The sequence below is a fragment of the Streptomyces sp. NPDC039609 genome, from assembly GCF_055596705.1.
In genome coordinates this window covers 104,532-130,180 of the sequence record NZ_JBVIUJ010000011.1, presented here as the reverse complement: position 1 = coordinate 130,180, position 25,649 = coordinate 104,532, and the positions used below count along the sequence as shown (strand labels likewise).

Annotated in this window: 24 protein-coding genes; 13 read left to right on the top strand and 11 right to left on the bottom strand. The window is 70.3% G+C overall.

What is annotated here, in order from left to right; genetic code table 11:
• Positions 1-24: 24 nt before the first annotated feature.
• Positions 25-804 (top strand): hypothetical protein, encoded by a 780-nt coding sequence (locus ACZ561_RS29760; RefSeq protein WP_471000683.1) that lies wholly within the window; start codon positions 25-27, stop codon positions 802-804.
• Here the strand turns inward: ACZ561_RS29760 and ACZ561_RS29755 are convergent.
• The 4 genes from ACZ561_RS29755 to ACZ561_RS29740 form a co-directional block, all read right to left on the bottom strand.
• Positions 732-1,454, bottom strand: coding sequence for a hypothetical protein (locus ACZ561_RS29755; protein WP_471000680.1), 723 nt, complete (start codon positions 1,452-1,454; stop codon positions 732-734). The two genes, ACZ561_RS29760 and ACZ561_RS29755, sit on opposite strands and share 73 nt — an antisense overlap.
• On the bottom strand, positions 1,451-3,211 hold the full coding sequence (locus tag ACZ561_RS29750; RefSeq protein WP_471000677.1) for a phosphatidylglycerol lysyltransferase domain-containing protein: 1,761 nt from the start codon (positions 3,209-3,211) through the stop codon (positions 1,451-1,453). The genes ACZ561_RS29755 and ACZ561_RS29750 overlap by 4 nt, the downstream gene beginning before the upstream one ends.
• A 96-nt stretch (positions 3,212-3,307) precedes the next feature.
• Positions 3,308-4,396 carry a nicotinate-nucleotide--dimethylbenzimidazole phosphoribosyltransferase gene (gene cobT, locus ACZ561_RS29745; RefSeq protein WP_471000674.1) on the bottom strand — a complete coding sequence of 363 codons (1,089 nt, stop codon included), beginning with the start codon at positions 4,394-4,396 and terminating at the stop codon, positions 3,308-3,310.
• A gap of 44 nt (positions 4,397-4,440) precedes the next feature.
• Complete coding sequence (locus ACZ561_RS29740) at positions 4,441-5,646, bottom strand: bifunctional adenosylcobinamide kinase/adenosylcobinamide-phosphate guanylyltransferase (protein ID WP_471000671.1); 1,206 nt, start codon at positions 5,644-5,646, stop codon at positions 4,441-4,443.
• A gap of 91 nt (positions 5,647-5,737) precedes the next feature.
• Here ACZ561_RS29740 and ACZ561_RS29735 point away from each other — a divergent pair, with 91 nt between their 5' ends.
• Positions 5,738-5,941, top strand: coding sequence for a hypothetical protein (locus ACZ561_RS29735; RefSeq protein ID WP_376441001.1), 204 nt, complete (start codon positions 5,738-5,740; stop codon positions 5,939-5,941).
• A gap of 70 nt (positions 5,942-6,011) precedes the next feature.
• Here ACZ561_RS29735 and ACZ561_RS29730 read toward each other — a convergent pair whose 3' ends face one another.
• Positions 6,012-6,746, bottom strand: coding sequence for a class I SAM-dependent methyltransferase (locus ACZ561_RS29730; RefSeq protein WP_471000668.1), 735 nt, complete (start codon positions 6,744-6,746; stop codon positions 6,012-6,014).
• Positions 6,747-6,826: 80 nt separating this feature from the next.
• Complete coding sequence (locus ACZ561_RS29725; RefSeq protein ID WP_329121412.1) at positions 6,827-7,423, bottom strand: DUF3043 domain-containing protein; 597 nt, start codon at positions 7,421-7,423, stop codon at positions 6,827-6,829.
• 269 nt (positions 7,424-7,692) lie between these two features.
• On the opposite strand from ACZ561_RS29725, the gene ACZ561_RS29720 reads away from it, so the two are divergent.
• The 5 genes from ACZ561_RS29720 to ACZ561_RS29700 all read left to right on the top strand — a co-directional run bounded on the left by ACZ561_RS29720 (position 7,693) and on the right by ACZ561_RS29700 (position 14,098).
• Positions 7,693-8,490 (top strand): PspA/IM30 family protein, encoded by a 798-nt coding sequence (locus ACZ561_RS29720; protein WP_471000665.1) that lies wholly within the window; start codon positions 7,693-7,695, stop codon positions 8,488-8,490.
• A gap of 12 nt (positions 8,491-8,502) precedes the next feature.
• Complete coding sequence (gene pspAA, locus ACZ561_RS29715) at positions 8,503-8,781, top strand: PspA-associated protein PspAA (protein WP_376441013.1); 279 nt, start codon at positions 8,503-8,505, stop codon at positions 8,779-8,781.
• A gap of 85 nt (positions 8,782-8,866) precedes the next feature.
• Positions 8,867-10,093 (top strand): sensor histidine kinase, encoded by a 1,227-nt coding sequence (locus ACZ561_RS29710; protein WP_471000662.1) that lies wholly within the window; start codon positions 8,867-8,869, stop codon positions 10,091-10,093.
• Positions 10,090-10,782: a response regulator gene (locus ACZ561_RS29705; protein ID WP_376441019.1), complete on the top strand. Its 693-nt coding sequence runs from the start codon at positions 10,090-10,092 to the stop codon at positions 10,780-10,782. Before ACZ561_RS29710 ends, ACZ561_RS29705 begins: the two co-directional genes overlap by 4 nt.
• 157 nt (positions 10,783-10,939) lie before the next feature.
• Positions 10,940-14,098, top strand: coding sequence for an efflux RND transporter permease subunit (locus ACZ561_RS29700; RefSeq protein WP_471000659.1), 3,159 nt, complete (start codon positions 10,940-10,942; stop codon positions 14,096-14,098).
• A 139-nt stretch (positions 14,099-14,237) separates the two neighbouring features.
• Here ACZ561_RS29700 and nadA read toward each other — a convergent pair whose 3' ends face one another.
• Positions 14,238-15,419, bottom strand: a complete 1,182-nt coding sequence (gene nadA / locus ACZ561_RS29695; protein ID WP_376446752.1) for a quinolinate synthase NadA — start codon at positions 15,417-15,419, stop codon at positions 14,238-14,240.
• Between the two features lie 261 nt (positions 15,420-15,680).
• Here nadA and ACZ561_RS29690 point away from each other — a divergent pair, with 261 nt between their 5' ends.
• On the top strand, positions 15,681-16,037 hold the full coding sequence (locus ACZ561_RS29690) for a HesB/IscA family protein (protein ID WP_018848827.1): 357 nt from the start codon (positions 15,681-15,683) through the stop codon (positions 16,035-16,037).
• A 79-nt stretch (positions 16,038-16,116) separates the two neighbouring features.
• Here ACZ561_RS29690 and ACZ561_RS29685 read toward each other — a convergent pair whose 3' ends face one another.
• The gene (locus ACZ561_RS29685; protein WP_471000655.1) at positions 16,117-17,544 is read right to left on the bottom strand and encodes a hypothetical protein; all 1,428 of its coding nucleotides are present in this window, start codon (positions 17,542-17,544) and stop codon (positions 16,117-16,119) included.
• An 86-nt stretch (positions 17,545-17,630) separates the two neighbouring features.
• Positions 17,631-17,837: a hypothetical protein gene (locus tag ACZ561_RS29680; protein ID WP_384528137.1), complete on the bottom strand. Its 207-nt coding sequence runs from the start codon at positions 17,835-17,837 to the stop codon at positions 17,631-17,633.
• Positions 17,838-17,969: 132 nt separating this feature from the next.
• On the opposite strand from ACZ561_RS29680, the gene ACZ561_RS29675 reads away from it, so the two are divergent.
• Positions 17,970-18,944 carry a carbohydrate kinase family protein gene (locus ACZ561_RS29675; protein ID WP_471000652.1) on the top strand — a complete coding sequence of 325 codons (975 nt, stop codon included), beginning with the start codon at positions 17,970-17,972 and terminating at the stop codon, positions 18,942-18,944.
• Positions 18,945-19,023: 79 nt separating this feature from the next.
• Here ACZ561_RS29675 and ACZ561_RS29670 read toward each other — a convergent pair whose 3' ends face one another.
• On the bottom strand, positions 19,024-20,406 hold the full coding sequence (locus ACZ561_RS29670; protein ID WP_471000649.1) for an aminotransferase class V-fold PLP-dependent enzyme: 1,383 nt from the start codon (positions 20,404-20,406) through the stop codon (positions 19,024-19,026).
• A gap of 285 nt (positions 20,407-20,691) precedes the next feature.
• Between ACZ561_RS29670 and ctaC the strand changes: the two genes are divergently transcribed.
• The 4 genes from ctaC to ACZ561_RS29650 all read left to right on the top strand — a co-directional run bounded on the left by ctaC (position 20,692) and on the right by ACZ561_RS29650 (position 25,194).
• Positions 20,692-21,693: an aa3-type cytochrome oxidase subunit II gene (gene ctaC / locus ACZ561_RS29665; RefSeq protein ID WP_471000646.1), complete on the top strand. Its 1,002-nt coding sequence runs from the start codon at positions 20,692-20,694 to the stop codon at positions 21,691-21,693.
• On the top strand, positions 21,690-23,426 hold the full coding sequence (gene ctaD, locus ACZ561_RS29660; RefSeq protein WP_471000643.1) for an aa3-type cytochrome oxidase subunit I: 1,737 nt from the start codon (positions 21,690-21,692) through the stop codon (positions 23,424-23,426). The genes ctaC and ctaD overlap by 4 nt, the downstream gene beginning before the upstream one ends.
• Positions 23,423-23,821: a cytochrome c oxidase subunit 4 gene (locus ACZ561_RS29655; protein ID WP_376446364.1), complete on the top strand. Its 399-nt coding sequence runs from the start codon at positions 23,423-23,425 to the stop codon at positions 23,819-23,821. Before ctaD ends, ACZ561_RS29655 begins: the two co-directional genes overlap by 4 nt.
• A gap of 119 nt (positions 23,822-23,940) precedes the next feature.
• Positions 23,941-25,194, top strand: a complete 1,254-nt coding sequence (locus ACZ561_RS29650; protein ID WP_471000640.1) for a L,D-transpeptidase — start codon at positions 23,941-23,943, stop codon at positions 25,192-25,194.
• A 25-nt stretch (positions 25,195-25,219) separates the two neighbouring features.
• Here the strand turns inward: ACZ561_RS29650 and ACZ561_RS29645 are convergent, their stop codons facing one another.
• The gene (locus ACZ561_RS29645) at positions 25,220-25,621 is read right to left on the bottom strand and encodes a response regulator transcription factor (RefSeq protein WP_471000637.1); all 402 of its coding nucleotides are present in this window, start codon (positions 25,619-25,621) and stop codon (positions 25,220-25,222) included.
• Positions 25,622-25,649 lie beyond the last annotated feature (28 nt).

Below are 25,649 nucleotides of genomic sequence, written 5' to 3'. Positions count from 1 at the left end.
AGGTACATACCGGAAGCGGGTGGCATGGGTCACTGGTTCTACAGCAACTTCGTCGAGCCCGGGAAGCTCCCGCTGCTCATCGCCCTGTTCTCCTTCGTGGTGACCTTCCTGGTCACGCGGACGATCGTGCGGATGATCAGGGCGGGGAAGGGCCCGTTCGGCAATGTTCAGTCCGCCGGCGGGCTGCACATCCACCATGTCGTTCCCGGCGTCGTCCTCACCGTCGTCGGCGGCTTCGGCGCGGTCGCCAGCGGCCGGGAGGGGGTCACCGCCTGTGTCTTCGCGGCGGTCTTCGGGGTCGGCGCCGGCCTGGTCCTCGACGAGTTCGCGCTCATCCTCCACCTCGACGACGTCTACTGGAGCGACCAGGGCCGTAAGAGCGTCGAGGTGGTCGTCCTGACCGCCGCGCTGGTGGTGCTGGTCCTCGGCGGCTTCTCGCCGCTCGGCGTCAACGAACTCACCCCCGACGAGCGCCAGAACCGGGCCACCGTCGTCCTCACCATCGTGGTGAACTTCCTCTTCGTCCTGATCGCCCTGGTGAAGGGGAAGTTCCGGATCGCGGTGCTGGGCACCCTGGTGCCGTTCGTCGCGATCGTCGGAGCGGTCCGGCTCGCCCGGCCCGGCTCCTGGTGGTCCCGCCACTTCTACCGCCGGCGCCACCGGGCCCGCGCCAAGTCCCGGCTGCGCACCTACCGGCACGACCGGCGCTGGGACCGAGTCCGCCGACGGACTCAGGATCTGATCGGCGGCTTCCAGGAGCGGGTCCCCGGCCGCGGCTCCGGCCCGGGGGCCGGTGGCGGCTGACGGCGCTCCCGCCACGCCGTGACCGCCACGAGCACCAGCACCGCGGCGATCGCCGCCAGATGCTCCTTGCCCGCCAGGTTGCTCTTGATCAGCACCTCCACGACCATCGCGACGATCACCAGCGCCCCGGTCCAGCGGGCCCGGTGGCGCCAGCAGACGTAGACGGCGAGGCCGACCACGGCCGCCGAGGGGCCGGTGTCGACGACCCGGGCGTCCGAGGCGGGCAGCCCGAGAGGGCTGTCCGGGCCGAGCGCGATGCCCACCCGCGCGTACAACGTCCCGGCCAGCGTCGCCAGATACGCGATGGCGAGGGTCCGCCACCTCCCCAGACAGATCTCGGCGATGCCGAACACCAGCAGGACCTGCGCAAGCGCGCCCCACACCGGCAGGTCGAGCGCCGGGACGAAGAGCGAGAGCGGCGTACGGAGCAGGGCGAGCCAGAGCGGGTCCTCGGCCCGCACCGAGCCGATGTTCTGGACCGGCTGGTAGCCCCAGTCCTGGTTCTGCACGAGCTGGAAGAGCGCCGTGAGGCACACGGCGGCCAGCGTCATCGGTACGGCACGCCACTTCCTCGTGACGAGCGCGGTCCGCACGGCGGTGTACAGCGGGCCCCACTCGCGGTGCGCGAACTCCCGGACGGCGGGCCTCAACGCCGGCCCTCCAGGTGCTTGCGGTGTATCCACTTCGGCAGCCCGGGGGCTTCCAGGAAGCCCTCGGCGCGGCCCGCGGCGAGGCCGATGCGCAGTAGGTCGGCGCTCTTCTCGAAGAGCATGAAGCGGGGCTCCCAGATCGGTCGGTACTTGGCGTTGGCGCGGTACAGCGACTCGATCTGCCACCAGCGGGAGAAGAAGCTGAGCAGTGAACGCCACATGCGCAGCACGGGTCCCGCCCCGAGCTTCGAGCCACGTTCGAAGACGGAACGGAACATGGCGAAGTTGAGCGACACCTGCGTGATCCCGATCTCCTTGGCGCGCTGGAGAAGTTCGATGACCATGAACTCCATCAGGCCGTTCTCCGAGTCCCGGTCACGGCGCATCAGGTCCAGCGAGAGGCCCTTGGGGCCCCAGGGAACGAAGGACAGCACCGCCCGCAGCTCGCCCTGTCCGTCGGTGCACTCCAGCATCACGCACCGGCCGTCCCACGGGTCGCCGAGACGGCCGAGCGCCATGGAGAAGCCCCGTTCGGTGGCCCCGTCGCGCCAGTCGTCCGCCTTGCGGAGCAGCGCGTCCATCTCGTCGGCGGGGATGTCCTCGTGGCGCCGGATCCGTACCTCGTACCCGGCCCGCTTGACCCGGTTGAAGGCCTGTCGCACCGTGCGCATGGCGCGTCCGTCGAGGGTGAACTCGTCGGTCTCCACGATCGCCTCGTCGCCCAGCTCCAGGGCGTCCAGGCCGTGCCGGGCGTAGATGGTGCCGGCCTCCTCGCTCGCGCCCATCACCGCCGGGACCCAGCCGTGCTCGCGGGCCTCGGCCAGCCAGGGTTCGATCGCCCCCGGCCAGGCCTCCGGGTCGCCGATCGGGTCGCCGGAGGCGAGCGAGACCCCGCCGACCACCCGGTAGGCGATGGCGGCCTTCTCGCTGGGGGACCACACCACGCTCTTCTCACGGCGCAGGGCGAAGTAGCCGAGCGAGTCGCGGTCGCCGTGCTTGTCGAGCAGCAGCCGCAGCTTCTCCTCGTCGCCCTCGGTCAGCGGATCGACGGCCCGGCGTGAACGGAACGCGGCGTAGAGCACGGCGATGATCAGCAGCGTGGACAGCACGTTGATGGTGACGTCGACCCAGCCGGGGGTGGCGATCCCGTCGAAGCGCGAGTCGTCGGCGGCCAGGGTGATCAGCCGCATCACGCCGTACCGCCAGCGCTCCAGGAAGGTGGAGCCGCCGGTGGCGGTGTTGGTGACGGTGACGAGGACGGCGGCGAGCAGGGAGGTGACGAGCAGTCCGCCGACCGCCACGACGGCGGCGGCCAGCGGGTTGGAGCGGTCGCCCTTCGCGTAGAACTCCTTGCGGCCGAGCAGCAGCGCGAGCACGAACCCGGCGGTCAGGACGAGCGAGATCCAGTTCTGGGCGTGCTGCCGGATCTCGGGGAAGGCCATCGCGAGGGCGAAGAGCGCGAGGAAGAGTCCGCTGAGGACGATGTTGAGGATCCAGGCGGCGCGCTTGCGGCGTCGCATGGTGATCGCCAGGAAGAGCGTGAAGACACCCGAGGCGAAGCCCGCGGTCAGCAGGTACGGAGTGAAGTAGTCGTCCGTGTTGTGTCTGCGGAGGTCCTGGCCGAGCGAGACCCACACGGCGCTCAGGAAGTTGATGAACGTGACGGCGCGCAGGTACCAGACGGCGAACGCGGCGCTGCGCCGCGAACGGACGGTGCCCCGGGGCGTTCCTTCGGTGGACAAACGGACCTCTCCCATGAAAAGCGATCTTATGGGGCATCGCTTGCCATGGCGGGGCGCCGGAGGCGGTCGTCCGCGCGTGGCGGAACGACTGCCTCCGGCGCCGTGACGCGACTAGCTCTCCTCGTCCGGGGAGTCCGCCCCGGCATCGTCCGGAATGGTCAGTTCCGGCTGCTCGGGCAGCTCCGCGGCGAGCGCCGCCGCGGCCTGGACGAGGGGAAGAGCGAGCATGCCCCCGGTTCCCTCGCCCACGGAGACGCCATGGTCGAGCAGCGGGTTGAGTGCCATCCGGTCCAGCGCCTTCGCCTGCGCCGGCTCACCGCTGACCTGACCCGCCAGCCACCAGTCCGGCGCCCGGAACGCCGCCCGCTGCGCCACCAGCGCACAGGCCGCACCCACCACACCGTCCAGGATCACCGGCATCCGGCGCACCGCGCTCTGCAGCAGGAAGCCCGTCATCGCCGCCAGGTCCGCCCCGCCGACCGCCGCGAGCAGCTCCAACTGGTCGCCCAGGACCGGCCGGGCACGCCGCAGCGAGTCCCGGACCGCCGCACACTTGCGCATCCACGCCAGATCGTCGATCCCGGCGCCGCCCCGGCCGGTCACCACCGAGGCGTCCGTCCCGCAGAGGGCCGCGATCAGGGTCGAGGCCGGCGTCGTACCGCCCACGCTCAGATCGCCGAGCACGACCAGATCCGTACCCGAGTCGGCCTCCTCGTCGGCGATCGCCATGCCGAGCCGTACCGCCGCCTCGGTCTCCTCCGTGGTCAGCGCGTTCTCGACGTCGATCCGGCCGCTGCCGCGCCGCACCCGGTGGCGTACCACCTCGGCCGGCAGCAGCTCCGGCTCGCAGTCCAGACCGGCATCGACCACCCGCACCGGGACGTTCGCCGCGCGGGCGAGCACCGCCACCGGGCTCGCGCCGTCGAGGACCGAGCGGACCAGCTCGTAGGCCGTCCCGGCCGGACGCCCGGACACCCCGAGCGAGGCCACCCCGTGATCGCCCGCGAAGAGCACCACGCGCGGCTGCTCGATCGCCCGCACCTCGACCGAACCCTGCGCCGCCGACAGCCACTCGCCGAGTTCGTCGAGTCGGCCGAGCGCACCGGGCGGAACGATCAACCGATCCCGGCGTTCCTCGGCGTCACGCCGTATCCCGCCGTCGGGGCGCTCGATCAGATCGGAGAAGTCGTCCAGGTTCAAGGCTCTTCCTTGTGGCGTCGGCGGTGGCCATCGGTGATCGCACCCTACCCGCGCAGCACCAGAGCCTGTCCCGAGACGACGAGGAGCACCTGCTCGCACTCGTCGCCGAAGGCCGCGTTCAGCCGGCCCAGCTCGTCCCGGAAGCGCCGCCCCGCCGCCGTGGCGGGCACGACCCCCGAGCCCACCTCGTTGGTGACGGCGACGACCGTACGGGAGGTGGCGCGGACCGCCGCCACCAGTTCCTCGATCCGCTTCCGCAACGCCTCCTGCCCGCCGTCCGCCCACCGCTCGTCGTCCCAGGCCCCCACCGCGTCCATCGCGTCCGTCAGCCAGAGGGACAGGCAGTCGATCAGCAGCGCCGGGCCCTCGGCCTCGGCAAGGAGCGGTACAAGGTCGCAGGTCTCGGCCGTACGCCAGGAGCCGGGCCGCCGGTCCCGATGCAGGGCCACCCGCTCCGCCCACTCCGGGTCGGCCTCGCGGGTCCCGGAGGTCGCCACGTACAGCACCTCGGGAAACGTCTCCAGGCGCCGCTCGGCCTCCACCGACTTGCCCGACCGGGCCCCGCCGGTCACCAGCGTGCGGCGCGGGACCTCGGGCACGGCGTGATACTCGCCGACGTACAGGGTCGTGCCGTCCGGCACCATCCGCGCCCCGGCCGCGGCGAGGCGACGGTCCAGCTCCGCGCCGTTCGGCACGTCGTGGTCGAGATGGACGGCGATCACATCGGTGCTCGCGGAGACCGCCCCGGTCGCCCGCAGCCTGGCCAGCGCGTCGGGGCGGCCGGTGACGTCCATGACGACCATGTCGTAAGGGCTGCGGTGATCGTCGGTCAGTCCGGCGGGGGAGCCGCCCGGCGGCAGATAGAGCAGCCGCTCGCCCTCCGGGGACGTCACCTCGTACCCCGTACCGGGTGAGTCCATCGGCACGGCCCGGACCCGGTGCCCGCTGATCAGCGTCAACTCCCGTCCGTCCGGCACCCGTCCCGCGGACGGCAGCCCGGCCGGCACCTCCACGGCCGGTCCGTCGTGCGGATGCGTCAGGAGCACCTGCCGTACGCCGACCAGCGAATGCCCCGCCCGGGCGGCGGCCAGCGCGGCCCCCGGCGTCAGGTCGAGCAGCAGCGCCTCGTCCACGAGCAGCGCGGTGGCGGCCCGCGCCCGGTCGCCGCGGGAGGACGCGCACACGGCGCAGGGGCAGTCGGGGCGGGGGAGCCCGAGGGGGGCGCCGGTGCCGAGCAGAGTCAGTTCCACGCATTGATCCTCCCGCGTCACCGCGAGGGGTGCGCGCCCGGCTACGCTGCGGGCAGGAAACCGATCATCCGGTGAGCCTCAGGAGGCGGACATGGCATGGACGTGGCGGTTCGAGAAGTCCGACGGCACGGAGACCGCTCCCGCGGTGGAACCGGAGGAGTGGACGACCCAGGGCGACGCCGAATCCTGGATCGGTGAGGTCTGGAAGGACCTCCTCGAGGGCGGAGCGGACCAGGCCACGCTCTTCGAGGACGAGACCAAGATCTACACGATGTCCCTGAACGCGGAGGCGTAGGACTCCCTGCGGCCGGTCCCTCCGCGGGCCCGGCCGCTCGCCGTCCCGCTTCCCGGGGGGCGGGCGGGGGTCAGCCCCGGACACCGCACAGATGCAGCAGCGCCGCTATCCGGCGGTACGGTTCCGCTCGCCCGGCGCGGTCCTCGGCGGCGAGCAGCCGCTCCAGCTCCTCGGCGGCCGGCAGACCCACATCGCCCGCCATGCCGTCGGTGAAGACCCGCACGCCGTACCAGGCGTGCAGCGGTGCGGCGATCCCCGCCAGCGTCGACGTCAGCGCGTCGAGCCGGTCGGCCCGCACCTTGAATCCGTTGTCGTCGGTGTACGTGTCCGACTCGAAGCCGGTCAGCGCGCCCGACCAGTCCCCGGCCAGGCCGGGCCGCATGGCCAGCGCGTCCGCGTTCCGTACGACGAGGGAGAGCAGACCTCCGGGGGCCAGCATCCGGGCGAGGCCCGCGAGCAGGGCGTCCGGCTCGTCCGCGTACATCAGGACACCGTGGCAGAGCACCACGTCGAAGCTGCCCGGCAGGAAGTGCACACCGGTCTCGCGGCCGTCGCCCTCGATCAGCCGGACCCGCTCACGGATCCCGGCCGGTTCGGTGGCCAGCGAGTCCCGGGCGGCCTTGAGCAGCTCGGGATCAGCCTCCAGGCCGGTCACCGTGTGACCCGCCCGTGCCAGCCGCAGCGCCTGGGTTCCCTGCCCCATGCCCGCGTCCAGGATCCGCAGCCGCTGCCCCACCGGGTAGCGGCCGGCTATCTGCTCGTCGAGCTGGCGCGCGATGAGCTCCTGACGGACGGTCTCGCGCAACCCCCCGTAACCGCTCGGCCACGGGGAGGCGGCGGGCAGCAGCGGACCGCTGCCCGCGCCGGAACCGGAGCCGTTCGTGCTCAGGGCCGCTCTCCGCGCTTGACCTGCGGCTTCGGCAGTCGCAGTCGGCGCATCTGGAGCGTACGCATCAGGCCGTAGGCCACGGCACCCCGCTTCGGCTCGTTCGGGAAGCGCTCGTTCAGCTGCTTCTTCAGACGGAGCCAGATGCCGATCGAGTCGATGACGATCATCACGATCACACCGAGCCAGAGCAGCAGCGAGATGTTCTGCAGCGCCGGGACACGGATCATCGACAGGACGAGGATCACCACGGCCATCGGGAGGAAGAACTCCGCGATGGAGAAGCGCGAGTCGACGAAGTCGCGCACGAAGCGGCGGACCGGACCCTTGTCACGGGCCGGCAGATAACGCTCGTCGCCGCTGGCCAGCGCCTCGCGCTGACGAGCCAGGTCGGTGCGGCGTGCCTCGCGCTGGCGCTTGGCGGCCTCCTTGCGGTCGGTCGGCACCGTCGCGGCGCGACGGCGCTGGGTCTGCGCCTCACTCCGCTTCGGGGTCGGGCGGCCCTTGGGGGCCTCGGGGTCGCGGGGCTGCTTGGAGAGGTCCGCCGTCACCTTGTCGGTGGGGGCCTTCTCTTCCTTGGAACGGCTACGGAACACATTCCCCAGAGTACGTGGTGGGGGGTGTGGACCCCAGTCCGGCCGGGAACGATCCGGTATCGGCCTGCGTCTGTGGGGGTACGCACGGACGACACGCACGCTTTCCCTGAGGTCCATCTACACCCTGGGCCTGAGAGAGCGCATGCGTAGTCGTCCTTGGGGAGGAGCACATCCGGCCCCGAACAGTGCGGTAATGGAGGCAGGGACCGTACTGTGGATCCTGTTGGAGTGCTTGAGCCGAGTCCGTCAGAAGGGGGCGCGCGAAGCCCATGAGCGGTGTCATGAAGCGTATGGGGATGATCTTCCGCGCGAAGGCAAACAAGGCCCTCGACCGGGCCGAGGATCCGCGCGAGACCCTCGATTACTCCTACCAGAAGCAGCTGGAGCTCCTGCAGAAGGTCCGGCGGGGCGTCGCCGACGTGGCGACGTCGCGCAAGCGGCTCGAACTGCAGCTGAACCAGCTCCAGGGCCAGTCCGCCAAGCTGGAGGACCAGGGCCGCAAGGCACTGGCGCTCGGCCGTGAGGACCTGGCCCGCGAGGCGCTGTCCCGGCGGGCGGCGCTGCAGCAGCAGGTGAGCGACCTCGAGGTGCAGCATCAGACGCTGCAGGGCGAGGAGGAGAAGCTCACGCTGGCCGCGCAGCGACTCCAGGCCAAGGTCGACGCCTTCCGTACGAAGAAGGAGACGATCAAGGCGACCTACACCGCCGCGCAGGCGCAGACCAGGATCGCCGAGTCGTTCTCCGGCATCTCGGAGGAGATGAGCGACGTCGGCGTGGCGATCCAGCGAGCCGAGGACAAGACGGCCCAGCTGCAGGCCCGCGCCGGCGCGATCGACGAGCTGCTCGCCTCGGGCGCGCTCGACGACCAGTCGGGCCTGGCCAAGGACGACATCCAGGCGGAGCTGGACCGGCTGTCCGGCGGCACGGACGTCGAGCTGGAGCTCCAGCGGATGAAGGCCGAGCTGGCGGGAGGCCCTTCGGACGCGAAGCAGGCGATCGAGGGTGGTACGGGAACGTCGCAGGACCAGGGCCAGCAGTCCTCCAACCCGAGGTTCGACAAGCAGTAAGGACGGCGCGTCATGATCGTAAGGATCATGGGGGAGGGCCAGTGGGAACTGGCCGACAGTCACTTCGTCGAGTTGAACAAGCTGGACGACGAACTGCTCGCCGAGATGGAGTCGGGAGACGCCGACGGCTTCCGCCGTACGTTCTCGGCCCTGCTCGACGCGGTCCGGCGCCTCGGCGAACCGCTCCCCGACGCGGCACTGGAACCCTCGGAACTGATTCTTCCGGAACCTGACGCGACGCTCGAAGAGGTCCGGGAGATGCTCTCCGACGACGGGCTGATCCCGGGCTGACGACTCCGACATCAACGGCAGCGCCCCGCCTCCCGCACCAGGGAAGCGGGGCGCTGCCGTGTCCACCACCCCGTACCGTTGCTCCGTGACCTCCCTCGACAGCGGCTTCCCGCAGGCCCGGCACTGGCTGCGGGCCCACCCCCTCGCCTTCGACGCCGGCCTCGCCCTCGCCGTGCTCGCCTGCATGGTCACGGGATCCTTCGCCGACCCCCACGGCAGCCCCAACGGACCCACCTTCGGCGACCGCACCCCCGACGCCACCAGCGTCCTCCTCATGGTGCTCGGCGCCGCCGCGCTCGTCCTGCGGCGACGCGACCCCCTCGCCGTCCTCGCCTTCACCGGCGGGGTCACCCTCGTCGAACTGATCACCGACGACCGGCCGGCCCCGGTCGCGATGAGCGCCGTCATCGCGCTCTACACCGTCGCCGCCCGCACCGACCGCCCCACCACCTGGCGCGTCGGACTGCTCACCATGGGCGTCCTGTCGGGCGCATCGATGCTCTTCGGCCCCACCCCCTGGTACGCCCAGGAGAACCTCGGCGTCTTCGCCTGGGCCGGCATGGCCGCGGCCGCCGGCGACGCCGTCCGCAGCCGCCGCGCCTTCGTCGACGCCATCCGCGAGCGCGCCGAGCGGGCGGAACGGACCCGCGACGAGGAGGCCCGGCGCCGGGTCGCCGAGGAGCGCCTCCGTATCGCCCGTGACCTCCACGACGTCGTCGCCCACCACATCGCCCTGGTCAACGTCCAGGCCGGGGTCGCCTCCCACGTCATGGACAAGCGCCCCGACCAGGCCAAGGAGGCCCTCGCGCACGTCCGCGAGGCCAGCCGCTCCGCCCTCAACGAGCTGCGTGCCACCGTCGGTCTGCTCCGCCAGTCCGGCGACCCCGAGGCGCCCACCGAACCCGCCCCCGGCCTCGCCGTCCTCGACGAGCTGCTCGCCACCTTCCGCAACGCGGGCCTCCCCGTCGAGCTGGCCCGGGCGGACGACGACGCCGAGCTCCCGGCCGCCGTCGACCTCGCCGCGTACCGGATCATCCAGGAGGCGCTGACCAATGTGCAGAAGCACGCCGGCCCGGACGCCAAGGCCGAGGTGAGCGTGGTCCGGGTCGGCCGTACCGTCGAGATCACCGTCCTCGACAGCGGAGTGCCGCAGCCGGCGACGCCCGCCGACACCGGCGGGCACGGACTGATCGGCATGAGGGAGCGCGTCACCGCGCTCCGCGGCACGCTGACCGCGGCACCCCGCTACGGCGGCGGCTTCCGTGTCCAGGCGATACTGCCCGCAACGGCCCGTACGGGGGAGGACACATGACCATCCGGGTGCTGCTCGCCGACGACCAGGCCCTGCTCCGCAGCGCCTTCAAGGTGCTCGTGGACTCCGAGCCGGACATGGAGGTCGTCGCCGAGGCCGCCGACGGGGCCCAGGCGGTCGCGCTCGCCCGGACCACGGGGGCCGACGTCGTCCTGATGGACATCCGGATGCCCGGCACGGACGGGCTCGCCGCCACCCGGATGATCACCGCGGACCCGGAGCTGTCCGCCGTACGGATCGTCATGCTGACCACCTTCGAGGTCGACGAGTACGTCGTGCAGTCGCTCCGCGCCGGCGCCTCCGGCTTCCTCGGCAAGGGGGCCGAACCGGAGGAGCTGCTGAACGCCATCCGGATCGCCGCCGCGGGAGAGGCCCTGCTCTCGCCCGTCGCGACCAAGGGTCTGATCGCCAAGTTCCTCGCGCAGGGCGGCAGTTCGGACTCCGAGAGCGGTGAGGACGGGCCGGCGTACTCCGAGCGTCTGGCCGCCCTCACCACCCGCGAGCGGGAGGTCCTCGTCCTCGTCGCCGGCGGCCACTCCAACGACGAGATCGCCGAGCGCCTCGAGGTCAGCCCCCTCACGGTCAAGACGCATGTCAACCGGACCATGGCCAAGCTCGGCGCCCGCGACCGCGCCCAGCTGGTGGTCACGGCCTACGAGTCCGGCCTGGTACGTCCAAGGGTGGAGTGAGGGAGTACCCCGGCGTACTCCAGACGCGGTATGCGCGGGATAAGGAATTGGACCCGGGGGCCGAGGATCCGGGGCTTCCCATGGCTGAAGGTGTAAGCGGGCACCCCTGGAACGTCCTGGCGCCCGCCTGCCGAGTACGCCACAGAAGAGAGACCCCATGTCCTGGCTGTCCAGATTCAGCCTCGCGCAACGGGCCCTGATCGGGCTGATGTCCATCGTCGCCATCGTCTTCGGGGCGATAGCGATACCGCAGCTGAAGCAGCAACTGCTGCCCTCGATCGAGCTCCCGATGGTCTCGGTCCTCGCTCCCTATCAGGGCGCGTCGCCCGACGTGGTCGAGAAGCAGGTCGTCGAACCGCTCGAGAACACCATCAAGGCCGTCGACGGCATCAAGGGCGTGACCTCCACCGCCTCCGAGGGCAGCGCCGTGATCATGGCCACCTTCGACTACGGCGACGAGGGCACCAAGCAGCTCGTCGCCGACGTCCAGCAGGCCGTGAACCGGGCGCGCGCGGTGCTCCCGGACGACGTCGACCCTCAGGTCGTCGCCGGTTCGACGGACGACATCCCGACCGTCGTCCTCGCGGTCACCTCCGACAAGGACCAGCAGGCGCTCGCCGACCAGCTGGAGCGGACCGTCGTCCCGGCCCTGGAAGACATCGACGGCGTCGGCCAGGTCTCCATCGACGGCGTCCAGGACCTCCAGGTCTCCGTCACCCCGGACGAGAAGAAGCTCGCCGCGGCGGGGCTGAACTCCATGAAGCTCGCCCAGGCTCTCCAGGCGGGCGGCGCGACGGTGCCGGCGGGCTCGTTCTCCGAGGCCGGCAAGAGCCGCACGGTCCAGGTCGGCGGCGGCTTCACCTCTCTCCAGCAGATCCAGGACCTGCGCGTCAAGCCCGAGCAGGGCAAGGCCGTCCGCGTCGGCGACGTGGCCACGGTGAAGCAGGAGGAGTCCTCCCGGGTCTCCATCACCCGTACCAACGGCAAGCCCAGCCTGGCCGTGCTGGCCACCATGGACAACGACGGCAGCGCCGTCGCCATCTCCGAGGCCGTCCAGGACAAGCTGCCCGAGCTCCGCAAGGACCTCGGCGCCGGCGCCGAGCTGACGGTCGTCTCCGACCAGGGCCCGGCCGTCTCCAAGTCGATCTCCGGTCTCACCACCGAGGGCGCGCTCGGCCTCGTCATGGCCGTCCTCGTGATCCTGGTCTTCCTGGCCTCGATCCGCTCGACGCTGGTCACCGCGGTCTCCATCCCGCTCTCGGTCGTCCTGGCCCTGATCGTGCTGTGGACCCGTGACCTCTCGCTCAACATGCTGACCCTGGGCGCCCTCACGATCGCGATCGGCCGGGTCGTCGACGACTCGATCGTGGTCCTGGAGAACATCAAGCGGCACCTCGGCTACGGCGAGGAGCGCCAGTCGGCGATCCTCACGGCGGTCCGCGAGGTCGCCGGCGCCGTGACCTCCTCGACCCTCACCACGGTCGCGGTCTTCCTGCCGATCGGTCTGGTCGGCGGCATGGTCGGCGAGCTGTTCGGCTCGTTCAGCCTGACGGTCACCGCCGCGCTGCTCGCCTCGCTCCTGGTCTCCCTCACCGTCGTCCCGGTTCTCTCGTACTGGTTCCTGCGCGCCCCCAAGGGCACGTCGGCGGACCCGGACGAGGCCCGGCGCCTCGCGGAGGAGAAGGAGAACAAGAGCCGCCTCCAGCGCCTGTACGTCCCGGTCCTGCGCTTCGCGACCCGTCGCCGCCTCACCAGCGTGGCGATCGCGATCGTCGTCCTGGTCGGCACCTTCGGCATGGCCCCGCTCCTGAAGACCAACTTCTTCGACCAGGGCGAGCAGGAGGTCATGAGCATCAAGCAGGAGCTGGCTCCGGGCACCAGCCTCGTGGCGGCCGACGAGGCCGCACGGAAGGTGGAGAAGGTCCTCGCCTCCACCGACGGTGTGAAGGACTACCAGGTCACGGTCGGCTCCTCGGGCTTCATGGCGGCCTTCGGCGGCGGTACGGGCGCCAACCAGGCCTCGTACCAGCTGACCCTGGAGGACTCGGCGACGTACGAGAAGACGCGCGACGCCATCGACGAGGCCCTCGGCAGGCTCGACGGCATCGGCGACACGACGATCGCGGCAGGCGACGGCTTCGGCAGCCAGGACCTGAGCGTGGTGGTCAAGGCCTCCGACGCGGACACCCTGAAGAAGGCGTCCGAGGCGGTCAAGGCCGAGGTCGCGGAGCTCGACGACGTCACCGACGTCCAGAGCGACCTGTCGCAGTCCGTGCCGCGGATCTCCGTCAAGGCCAACGCGAAGGCGGCGGACCTCGGCTTCGACGACACGACGCTCGGCATGGCCGTCGCCCAGGCGGTCCGTGGCACCCCCGCCGGCAAGGCGATCCTCGACGACACCGAGCGGAACGTCGTCCTGACCTCGGCGAACCCGGCCACGACGTTGGACGGCCTCAAGAAGCTGCCGCTGGGCCCGGTCAAGCTCGGCGACATCGCCGAGGTGAAGCTGGTCCCCGGCCCGGTCTCGATGACCCGGATCGACGGCGCCCGCGCGGCGACGATCACGGCCAAGCCGACCGGTGACAACACCGGAGCGGTGAGCACGGCGCTCCAGTCGAAGATCAACGCGCTCGACCTGCCCGAGGGCGCGACGGCGTCCATCGGCGGTGTCTCCGAGGACCAGTCCGAGGCGTTCGCCAACCTGGGCCTGGCGATGCTCGCGGCCATCGCGATCGTCTTCATGCTCCTGGTCGCGACCTTCAGGTCCCTGATCCAGCCGCTGATCCTGCTGGTGTCGATCCCGTTCGCGGCGACCGGCGCGATCGGTCTGCTGATCGTGACCGGGACCGCGATGGGCGTCCCGGCGATGATCGGCATGTTGATGCTGATCGGCATCGTGGTCACCAACGCGATCGTCCTGATCGACCTGATCAACCAGTACCGGGCCCAGGGCCTGGGCGTCGTCGAGGCGGTCGTCGAGGGTGGCCGCCACCGTCTGCGCCCGATCCTGATGACGGCACTGGCGACGATCTTCGCGCTGCTCCCGATGGCGCTCGGCATCACCGGCGAGGGCGGCTTCATCGCCCAGCCGCTGGCGGTGGTGGTGATCGGCGGTCTGATCACCTCGACGCTGCTGACGCTGCTGCTGGTCCCGACGCTCTACGCGATGGTGGAGCTGCGCAAGGAGCGCCGCGCGAAGAAGAAAGCGGCGAAGAAGGCGAAGAAGCGCGACGGCTCCCTGGACAACCCCGAGCAGCCGGACGTGACCCCCGCGGACGCGACCCTGCTGGACAAGCTGGACGCGCTGGACATCTGACACCCCCAGGGCGCCCCACGGAGGCCCGGCTCGGCACTCGTGCCGAGCCGGGCCTCCGGCGTTCCGCAGGGCGCCGCCGCACACGCCGAGGGCGCCCCGCACGATGCGGGGCGCCCTCGGCGTACGTACGGGAGAACCGTTACGGCAGCGCCAGCATCCGCTCCAGCGCCAGCTTCGCGAAGCTCTCCGTCTCCTTGTCGACCTCGATCCGGTTGACCAGGTTGCCCTCGGCCAGCGACTCCAGCGTCCACACCAGGTGCGGCAGGTCGATCCGGTTCATCGTCGAGCAGAAGCAGACCGTCTTGTCGAGGAAGACGACCTCCTTGTCCGGGTGCGCGTTGGCCACGCGTCGGACCAGGTTCAGCTCCGTGCCGATCGCCCACTTCGAGCCGGCCGGGGCCGCCTCCAGCGTCTTGATGATGTACTCCGTCGAGCCGACGTAGTCCGCGGCGGCCACGACCTCGTGCTTGCACTCCGGGTGCACGAGCACGTTCACGCCCGGGATCCGTTCGCGGACGTCGTTGACCGAGTCCAGCGAGAACCGGCCGTGCACCGAGCAGTGACCCCGCCACAGGATCATCTTGGCGTTCCGCAGCTCCTCGGCGGTCAGGCCGCCGTTCGGCTTGTGCGGGTTGTACAGGACGCAGTCGTCGAGCGACATGCCCATCTCGCGCACTGCGGTGTTGCGCCCCAGGTGCTGGTCGGGCAGGAACAGGACCTTCTCGCCCTGCTCGAAGGCCCAGTCCAGGGCGCGCTTGGCGTTCGACGAGGTGCAGATCGTGCCCCCGTGCTTGCCGGTGAAGGCCTTGATGTCGGCCGAGGAGTTCATGTACGAGACGGGCACGACCTGCTCGGCGATCCCGGCCTCGGTCAGCACGTCCCAGCACTCGGCGACCTGCTCGGCGGTGGCCATGTCGGCCATCGAGCAGCCGGCCGCGAGGTCCGGCAGGACGACCTTCTGGTCGTCGGTGGTGAGGATGTCGGCCGATTCGGCCATGAAGTGCACACCGCAGAAGACGATGTACTCGGCCTCCGGGCGCGCGGCCGCGTCGCGGGCGAGCTTGAAGGAGTCGCCCGTGACGTCGGCGAACTGGATGACCTCGTCGCGCTGGTAGTGGTGGCCGAGGACGAAGACCTTGTCCCCGAGCTTCTCCTTCGCGGCGCGGGCGCGCTCCACGAGGTCCGGGTCGGAGGGCGACGGAAGGTCGCCGGGACACTCCACTCCGCGCTCGCTCTTCGGGTCGGCCTCGCGGCCGAGCAGCAGCAGGGCGAGCGGCGTCGGCTGGACGTCCAGGGGCTGGGCGGTGGTCACGTCACGCACCCTTTCTTTCTACGGAAGACCTTTTCGTCTAAATGACGCTATCTATCATAACCGCTTCACGTCAGTTTGACGATGTCCATAGTGTCGATGTGACGAATTCGCGGTCCCCGAATCGGATCTTGCCGTTAGCCGGTCCGCGAGCGGGTGTGCGAGCATGAAAGGGACAAGACGCGAAAGCCGAGCCTCGCCCGGAATGAATCCGGGGCCCCGCCGGTTGCAACCGTCGGCAAGCAGTCTCCGTACAACCCGGGAGAGAAGCAGATGTCCGTATCGGACGAGAAGACCACTGTCAGCGACGGCATCCTCCTGTCTGACGCCGCCGCGGCCAAGGTCAAGGCCCTGCTCGACCAGGAAGGCCGCGACGACCTGGCGCTGCGCGTCGCCGTACAGCCCGGCGGCTGCTCCGGCCTGCGGTACCAGCTCTTCTTCGACGAGCGCTCGCTCGACGGCGACGTCGTCAAGGACTTCGACGGCGTCAAGGTCGTCACCGACCGCATGAGCGCCCCGTACCTGGGCGGCGCCTCCATCGACTTCGTCGACACCATCGAGAAGCAGGGCTTCACGATCGACAACCCGAACGCCACGGGTTCCTGCGCCTGCGGCGACTCGTTCAGCTAAGTCGTCGGTCGGACGTACGAAGGCGGCCGCCCCGGACTTCCGGGGCGGCCGCCTTCGTACGTGTGGCGCCGTGTGTGCCTCACATGCGCGGTACGGGCTCCCCGCTCGCGTCCACGACCGCTCGGCCGCCCAGAGGCTGCTCCAGGGTCACCGTACGGGTGACCTCCACCGCGATGGCGATGCACGCCCGCCCCGGGTCGATCGGCCGCTCGGTCACCCGTACGGCGACCTTGTCGGCCCGCTCCTTGGCCGCCGCGGTGTACTCGCTGCACACCCCGCCCCAGAAGGTCACCGACAGCTTCGTGCCGGTGCCGTCGACCCGGTACGACGTGAGCTGCCGCTCGGGCGCCGTTCCCTCGCCCGGTTGCTGCGTCGGGGGCGGCGTCGGACTGGGCTTCGCCGGGGGCGCCAGATGCTCCGGAGCCACCGCCGTTCGTACGACCGTGTACGGCTTCGTGCCGGGCTCCGCCTCCACCGTGAACAGCCACGACGGCACGAGCGCCCGCTCACCGTCCACGAACTGCGACGCGAGACCGAAGACCGCGCCCGTGACCGCCAGCTCCTTCGGCTTCGCGTCCGGCTTACAGGTCGTCGCCGGAGCGTCCGCTCCGCCCTCCGTGCCGGCCGGCGGAGCCGTCGCACAGCCGCCGATGCCGATCGAGCCCGGCCCGGAGGACGCCTTGTTCAGCTCCTCCAGCGCCTTCTCCGCCCCGATCACCGGATAGCTGTCGCCCTTCACCGGATCCTTCAACTGCCCGCTGCCCGAGACCAGTTCACCGCCGGGGCCGACATGGATCCCGGTCGACCAGCCGTACGTCGGCAGCCCGCCCACGACCGGATCGGCGTTGACCACGCGTACCGAGCCCATCAGCTGGCCGGTGTCCAGCTTGGCGTCCTCCTGGCCGATCGCCTTCAGCACGGGAGTGGCCGCCGCCCTCGCCGCCGCCTCGCTCACCGGCCCACCGCTCGGGGGCTTCGCCTCGCCCGGAGGCGGGCATGACTTGCCCTTCAGGCAGGTGTCGCCGACCGGGCCCCCGTCGTACCGCGAGAAGGTCCAGCTGCCCGGGGCCTCGGCGGCCACGTCGAGCCGCAGCCCGGAGCCGTCCTTCTCCGGCGCGATCTTCCAGACCCCGCCCTCCAGGCGCGGCGTGCCCGCGATGCCCAGCGCCTGCGCCAGCCGGGTCACCTCCGCCGAGGTGACCCGGCCGTCGGGCCGGTGGACCGCGGCCGAGGAGGGCCCTTGGGGCAGGTCGCCCTCGGCCTTGTAGACGGCGCCACCGCCGTTGGGGTCGGGCTCACCCGGCGCGATACCGGGCCCGTCGTCGCCGCTCCTCCCGTCGAGCTTCAGCGGCGGGGGAGCGGCCGCCCCGGCGGGCCGGGTGGCATCGCCGTCGGTCGCCGTAGCGGCGAGATACACCCCGCCGCCCCCGACGAGCAGGACGCTCGCCGCCACCGAGGCGACGAGCATCGGCCGGTGCCGCATCCGCCGGTTCTCCGTACCGCTCACCACATCGCTCCTTCGTCCCTGACCCGGAAGGCATCTCCCCGGGAGACATCAGTGGGACGGAATGGGCGAGCGGGTGGTTCCGTCCCTCAGCCGCCGTATTCCGAGGTGGCGTCGATCAGCCGCGCCGAGGCGGGTGGGACGACGACGCCGTGGATGAGTGCGGGAGAGACGGGGGCGGGGGCGTCAGCTGCGGGAACCACCCAGTGGGGGGCCATGCGCGCACTGTCGCCGCGCAGCTGGGCCAGGCTGAACTCGGACTCCTGATGCTCACGAGGAGCGGGGTACGTGGACATAAACGCACCGTACGCACGCCATGACTCCAGGGAAAAGACCTACTCTGGGGTAGTTTCCACTGTTCGGCAGGGCGCCTCCCACCCGGTAGCGTGAACTGTCAACCCCTTTCCGTCCCGCAGGAGCGCCCAGCCGTGCGTATCGCAGTCACCGGCTCCATCGCCACCGACCACCTCATGACCTTCCCCGGCCGGTTCGCAGACCAGCTCGTAGCGGACCAGCTCCACACGGTCTCCCTCTCCTTCCTCGTCGACAACCTCGACATCAGAAGGGGAGGCGTCGGCCCGAACATCTGCTTCGGCATGGGCCAGCTCGGCGGCAACCCGATCCTGGTGGGGGCCGCGGGCTACGACTTCGACGAGTACCGCGCCTGGCTCGACCGCCACGGTGTGGACACCGGCTCGGTGCGGATCTCCGAGGTCCTGCACACCGCCCGTTTCGTCTGCACCACGGACAAGGACCACAACCAGATCGGCTCCTTCTACACCGGCGCGATGAGCGAGGCCCGGCAGATCGAGCTGAAGTCGGTCGCCGACCGCGTCGGCGGCCTCGACCTGGTCCTGATCGGCGCCGACGACCCCGAGGCGATGCTGCGCCACACCGAGGAGTGCAAGACGCGGGGGATCGCCTTCGCCGCGGACTTCTCGCAGCAGATCGCACGGATGGGCGGCGACGAGATCCGCACCCTCCTCGACGGTGCGACCTACCTCTTCTCCAACGAGTACGAGAAGGGCCTCATCGAGTCCAAGACGGGCTGGAGCGACGCGGAGATCCTGGACCGGGTCGGCCACCGGGTCACCACCCTCGGCTCGCGCGGTGTCCGTATCGAGCGCGCGGGCGAGCCGGCCATCGAGGTCGGCTGCGCGGAGGAGGACGCCAAGGTCGATCCGACGGGCGTCGGCGACGCGTTCCGCGCGGGCTTCCTGACCGGACTGTCCTGGGGCGTCAGCCTGGAGCGCGCGGCCCAGGTCGGCTGCATGCTCGCGACGCTGGTGATCGAGACCCTGGGCACCCAGGAGTACACGCTGCGCCGCGCGAACTTCATGGAGCGCTTCACCAAGGCGTACGGCGACGAGGCCGCGACCGAGGTCCAGGCGCACCTGGCCTGACGCCGAGGGCTCTCGGTCCCGCACCCCCGGCCCGGACGGCTCACGCCGCCCGGGCCCCGGGGGCAGGGGTGGCGGAGTTCTACGCCACCCGCCGCACCACGTAGGCCGTGCCGCCCTTCGGGGACGGCTCCTCGCCCACGTACTCCTGGCCACGCATCTCGCACCACGCCGGGATGTCCAGACGGGCGGCCTCGTCGTCGGCGAGAACCGTGACCGTCCCGCCGACGGGGACGTCGTCGATCACCTTCGCCAGTTCGATGACCGGGATCGGGCAGCGCTTGCCCAGCGCGTCCACCACGAGCGAGCCCGCGGACCCCGCGCTGGTCACCGCCTCCGGGGCGCCCAGCCGCTCCCGTACCCCCGCGACCACGCCCGGCAGCACCTCCAGGAAGCGGTCCACGTCCGCCTCCGGTGTCCCGATCGGCAGCGACACCCGGACATTGCCCTCGCTCAGCACTCCCATCGCGCGCAGCACATGGCTGGGCGTCAGCGTCGAGCTGGTGCACGACGAACCGGACGAAACGGAGAAACCCTCCCGGTCCAGCTCGTGCAACAAGGTCTCCCCGTCGACATAGAGACAGGAGAAGGTGACGAGATGGGGGAGTCGGCGCACCGGGTCACCCACCACCTCCACATCCGGCACGAGCGCCGCCACCCGCGCGCGGATCCGGTCCACCAGGCCCCGCAGCCGTGTCGCCTCCGCCGCCGCCTCCGCCCGCACCGCCCGCAGCGACGCCGCGGCGGCCACGATCGCCGGCAGGTTCTCGAAACCGGCCGCCCGCCCCGACTCCCGTTCGTCCGCGGGCCCTTGGGCCGCGAACCGCACCCCCTTCCGTACCGCGAGCAGCCCGACCCCTGACGGTCCGCCCCATTTGTGTGCACTCGCGGCGAGCAGCGACCAGCCGCCCTCCACCGGTCCCCACCCCAGCGACTGCGCCGCGTCGACGAGCAGCGGCACCCCCGTCTCCCGGCACGCCTCCGCGACTTCGGCCACCGGCTGCACCGTCCCCACCTCGTGGTTGGCGGACTGCAGACAGGCCAGGGCCGTCCCCTCCGTCAGTGCCGCGGCGAACGCCGAGGGGTCGACCGCGCCGGACCGGTCCACCGGGACCTCCGTCAGCGACCCGCCCGCCGCCGCGTGCGCCTCGCCCGCGTGCAGGACGGAGGAGTGTTCGACCGCCGACACCACGAGCCGCGTTCCGACACGCCGACGCCCCGCGAGGGCGCCGGAAATTCCGGAGTGAACCGCGCGTGTCCCCGAAGGAGTGAACACCAACTCGTCGGGGCGGCAGCCGACCGCCTCCGCCGCGGCCTCCCGCGCCGCGTCCAGGAGCAGCCGGGCCCGGCGCCCCTCTCGGTAGAGCCGGGCCGGGTCGGCCCAGCCCTCGTCCAGGGAGGCGAGCAGCGCCTGGCGGGCGACGGGGTGCAGTGGGGCGGAGGAGGCGGCGTCGAAGTAGGGCACCGGACAAAGCTAGCCTCCCGTCGCTCAAGGCCCCGTCAGATGCCCGACCCGCGCCGCCGATCGCGCGTCCGGGACCGCTCGGGGACCCTCCGCGGAATGGTCCCGTCCATCCCTTCGGGGAGTCGGACGGCGCGTTGGGCACCCTCCCCGCGCGACCCCAAATAGCGTCCAGTAGGGTTTGGTCCGCATAAACATCCAAACCCCTGCCCGCGGCCGGGGCGGCGACCGACCAGCGAGACGGCCGTAGCCGACCAGCGCGGGCCGAGACTCTCGGGAAGGCGCTACGTGAGTCCCAACGGCTCCGACCTCCCCCGCAGCCAAGGCGCGGGTGGTACCCCCACGTCTCGGCGCCCGATGCGGCGGAAGCTGCCGCAGGTGCTGACTGCGGGCCTGATCCTGGCGACAGCCACCGGCTGCTCGTACAACTGGGAAGACTTCCCCCGCCTTGGTATGCCCACCCCGGTCACGGAAGAGGCTCCCACGATCCTCTCCCTCTGGCAGGGCTCGTGGGCGGCTGCGCTCGTCACGGGCGTGCTGGTCTGGGGGCTGATCCTGTGGTCCGTCATCTTCCACCGGCGCAGCCGCACCAAGGTCGAAGTACCGCCGCAGACGCGGTACAACATGCCCATCGAGGCGCTGTACACGGTCACTCCGCTCATCATCGTGTCGGTGCTCTTCTACTTCACCGCGCGCGACGAGTCGAAGCTCCTCGCGCTCTCCGACAAGCCCGCCCACACCATCAACGTGGTCGGCTACCAGTGGAGCTGGGGCTTCAACTACCTCGAGGACGTGGACGGCAACCCCGCCACCGGTGACCCTCAGGCACAGAAGCAGCTGAACGCGATCCCGGACAAGTACAGCAACGACTTCCCCAAGGGCGCCGAGGGCGTCTACGAAGCCGGTATCCCCGGAGACCGGAACCCTCAGACGGGCAACCCCGGTCCGACCCTGGTGCTGCCGAAGGGGGAAAAGGTCCGGTTCATCCTGACCTCCCGTGACGTCATCCACTCGTTCTGGGTGGTTCCCTTCCTGTTCAAGCAGGACGTCATCCCCGGTCACACCAACGTCTTCGAGGTGACTCCGAACCGGGAGGGCACCTTCATGGGCAAGTGCGCCGAGCTCTGCGGCGTCGACCACTCCCGGATGCTCTTCAACGTCAAGGTGGTCTCCCCGGAGAGCTACCAGAAGTACCTGAAGGAGCTGGCCGAGAAGGGGCAGACCGGCTTCATCCCGTCGGGCATCGAGCAGACGGACCCGGCCAGGAATGCGGAGAAGAACCAACTGTGAGCATCCTCAACGAACCCCAGGGTGCGGCCGCGGCTGAGGACTCGTACGAGAACGAGCTCCCGGTACGCCGCAAGCAGCCCGGCAGCGTCGTGGTGAAGTGGCTGACGACCACCGACCACAAGACGATCGGCACGCTGTACCTCGTCACGTCGTTCGTGTTCTTCTGCATCGGCGGTCTGATGGCGCTCTTCATGCGCGCCGAGCTGGCCCGTCCGGGCACGCAGATCATGTCGAACGAGCAGTTCAACCAGGCGTTCACGATGCACGGCACGATCATGCTGCTGATGTTCGCGACGCCGCTGTTCGCCGGATTCGCGAACTGGATCATGCCGCTGCAGATCGGCGCGCCCGACGTGGCGTTCCCGCGGCTGAACATGTTCGCGTACTGGCTGTACCTCTTCGGCTCGATCATCGCGGTGGCCGGCTTCCTCACCCCGCAGGGTGCGGCCGACTTCGGCTGGTTCGCCTACTCCCCGCTGTCGGACGCCGTCCGCTCGCCGGGCGTCGGCGCCGACATGTGGATCATGGGTCTGGCCTTCTCCGGCTTCGGCACGATCCTCGGATCGGTCAACTTCATCACCACGATCATCTGCATGCGCGCTCCGGGCATGACGATGTTCCGCATGCCGATCTTCACCTGGAACGTGCTGCTGACCGGTGTCCTGGTCCTGCTCGCCTTCCCGGTGCTGGCCGCCGCGCTCTTCGCGCTGGAGGCAGACCGCAAGTTCGGCTCGCACATCTTCGACGCGTCCAACGGTGGCGCGCTGCTGTGGCAGCACCTCTTCTGGTTCTTCGGCCACCCCGAGGTGTACATCATCGCGCTGCCGTTCTTCGGCATCGTCTCCGAGGTCATCCCGGTCTTCAGCCGCAAGCCGATGTTCGGCTACATCGGTCTGATCGCCGCGACGATCGCGATCGCCGGTCTCTCCGTGACCGTGTGGGCCCACCACATGTACGTCACCGGAGGCGTCCTCCTACCGTTCTTCTCCTTCATGACGTTCCTCATCGCCGTACCGACAGGCGTGAAGTTCTTCAACTGGATCGGAACGATGTGGAAGGGCTCGTTGTCCTTCGAGACACCGATGCTCTGGACGATCGGCTTCCTGGTCACCTTCACCTTCGGTGGTCTGACCGGCGTCATCCTGGCCTCGCCGCCGATGGACTTCCACGTCTCCGACTCGTACTTCGTCGTCGCGCACTTCCACTACGTCGTCTTCGGCACCGTGGTCTTCGCGATGTTCGCCGGCTTCCACTTCTGGTGGCCGAAGTTCACGGGCAAGATGCTGGACGAGCGGCTCGGCAAGATCACGTTCTGGACGCTGTTCATCGGCTTCCACGGCACGTTCCTGGTGCAGCACTGGCTGGGTGCCGAGGGTATGCCGCGTCGTTACGCGGACTACCTCGACGCCGACGGTTTCACCGCGCTGAACACGATCTCGACGATCTCCTCGTTCCTGCTCGGACTGTCGATCCTGCCGTTCCTCTACAACGTGTGGAAGACCGCCAAGTACGGCAAGAAGATCGAGGTCGACGACCCGTGGGGCTACGGCCGCTCGCTCGAGTGGGCGACGTCCTGCCCGCCGCCGCGGCACAACTTCCTCACCCTGCCGCGGATCCGTTCCGAATCCCCGGCGTTCGACCTGCACCACCCTGAGATCGCGGCGGTCGACCAGCTCGAGAACAAGCCGCACGAGGCCGTGGCCCTCACGGGTGGCAAGGAGGCCGGCAAGTGAAGTTCCAGGGCAGGTTGTTCATCTGGCTGAGCATCTTCGTGCTCGCCATGGCCATCCTCTACGGCGTGTGGTCGAAGGAGCCGGTCGGTACGACGGCGCTGTTCCTGGCCTTCGGTCTCTGCATCATGGTCGGCTACTACCTGGCCTTCACGGCCCGGCGTGTCGACGAGATGGCCATGGACAACAAGGAGGCCGACGTCGCGGACGAGGCCGGCGAGGTGGGCTTCTTCGCCCCCCACAGCTGGCAGCCGCTGTCGCTGGCCATAGGAGGTGCGCTCGCCTTCCTCGCCGTCGCGATGGGCTGGTGGATCCTGTACTTCTCGGCTCCGCTGATCCTGGTCGGTCTGTTCGGCTGGGTGTTCGAGTTCTACCGTGGTGAGAACCAGAACCAGTAGCGGAAGCAGCACCCCGTAACACCCCGAGGGGCCCGGACACTTCGTCACCCGAAGTGTCCGGGCCCCTCGTTTGCAGCACTCGACGCGCTGGGCGCGAGGATTGTTCTTACGGTGATGTCATGAACGACACGCCGCGCATTCGGACTGTTCTGAGCTGCACCCTTATGGCCCTCCTGGTCACCGTCGGCGCCGGTGCCTGCGCGGGCACCGACGGCCACCCGCTGTCCGTGAAGCCCTACGACGCCGCGGAGCAGGTCTCCTTCAACGCCCCCGAGGACGGCAGGAAGGCCGACCCGGACAAGGCGCTGGAGATCACGGCCAAGGGCGACGACGGCCGCATCACCGATGTGACGGCCGTCGACGAGACCGGGCACCACCTGGCGGGCGAGCTCACCGCGGACGGCCAGCGCTGGCGCTCCACGAGCTCGCTGACGGCCGGCGGCCGCTACACCGTCAAGGTCTCCACGGAGGACGAGGACGGCGCCCCCGGCACCCGTACGTTCACGTTCGAGACGGCCCCGGCCAAGCGGGGACTGACCGCGACGTTCGGCCCGGAGGCGGGCACGTACGGCGTCGGACAGCCCATCACGGCCGAGCTCAGCGTCCCCGTCAAGGACAAGGCGGCCAGGGCGGTCGTCGAACGGGCCCTGAAGGTCCGCTCCACGCCCGCCGTCGAGGGCTCCTGGTACTGGGTGGACGACAAGAAGCTGCACTTCCGCCCGAAGGAGTACTGGCCCGCGGGCGCGTCGGTCTCGGTCACCGGCAATCTGGCGGGCGTCAAGGTCGGCGACAAGCTGTACGGCGGGGAGTCGAAGCCGTTGAAGCTGAAGATCGGCGACCGGATCGAGGCGATCGCGGACGCCGGCTCGTACTCCATGACCGTGCGACGCAACGGAGAAGTGATCAAGACCATGCCGGTGACCACCGGCAAACCGGGCTTCTCCACCCGCAACGGCATCAAAGTCGTCCTCGGCAAGGAGTACTACGTCCGGATGCGGGGCACCAGCGTCGGCATCGCGGAGGGCAGTTCGGAGTCGTACGACCTTCCCGTCTACTACGCGACACGGGTGACCTGGAGTGGTGAGTACGTCCACGCCGCGCCCTGGTCCGTGGGCTCACAGGGATTCGCCAACGTCAGCCACGGCTGTGTCGGCATGTCGACGGGCAACGCGGCCTGGTTCTTCGAGACCGTCCGTCCGGGCGACATCGTGCAGACCGTCAACAGCATCGGCGACATGATGGACCCGTTCGGGAACGGATTCGGCGACTGGAACGTGGCCTGGGACAAGTGGCGTCAGGGCAGCGCCCTGGTGGCCGACACCAAGAGCGCCGCCCACCAGCCCGACCCGACCCGCCTGCAGCCGTCGATCTAGGGCCTGTCCGGCGGATCAGGGTCGGTCAGACGTCGATGGACAGCCGCGAACGCAGCAGGGCCGCCAAGGACGCCGCGAACTCGACCGGTTCCACCGGAAGAGTGACAGCGGCGTCCGCACGGCTCCAGGTGGCCAGCCAGGCGTCCTGCGGGCGGCCGATCAGGAGCAGCACCGGCGGGCAGTGGAAGACCTCGTCCTTGATCTGCCGGCATACGCCCATCCCGCCCGCCGGCACGGCCTCGCCGTCCAGGACGCAGACGTCGATGCCGCCCTCGTCCAGGCGCTTCAGAACGGCCGGGAGTGTCGCGCATTCGAAGAACTCGACCGGCGGTACGTCGGCCGCGGGCCTGCGCCCCGCAGCCAGGCGCACCTGCTCCCGCGTGTTCGCATCGTCGCTGTAGACCAGGACCGTGGCGCTCGACTGCATCGTTCCTCCGTGAAGGTCATCAACCGAT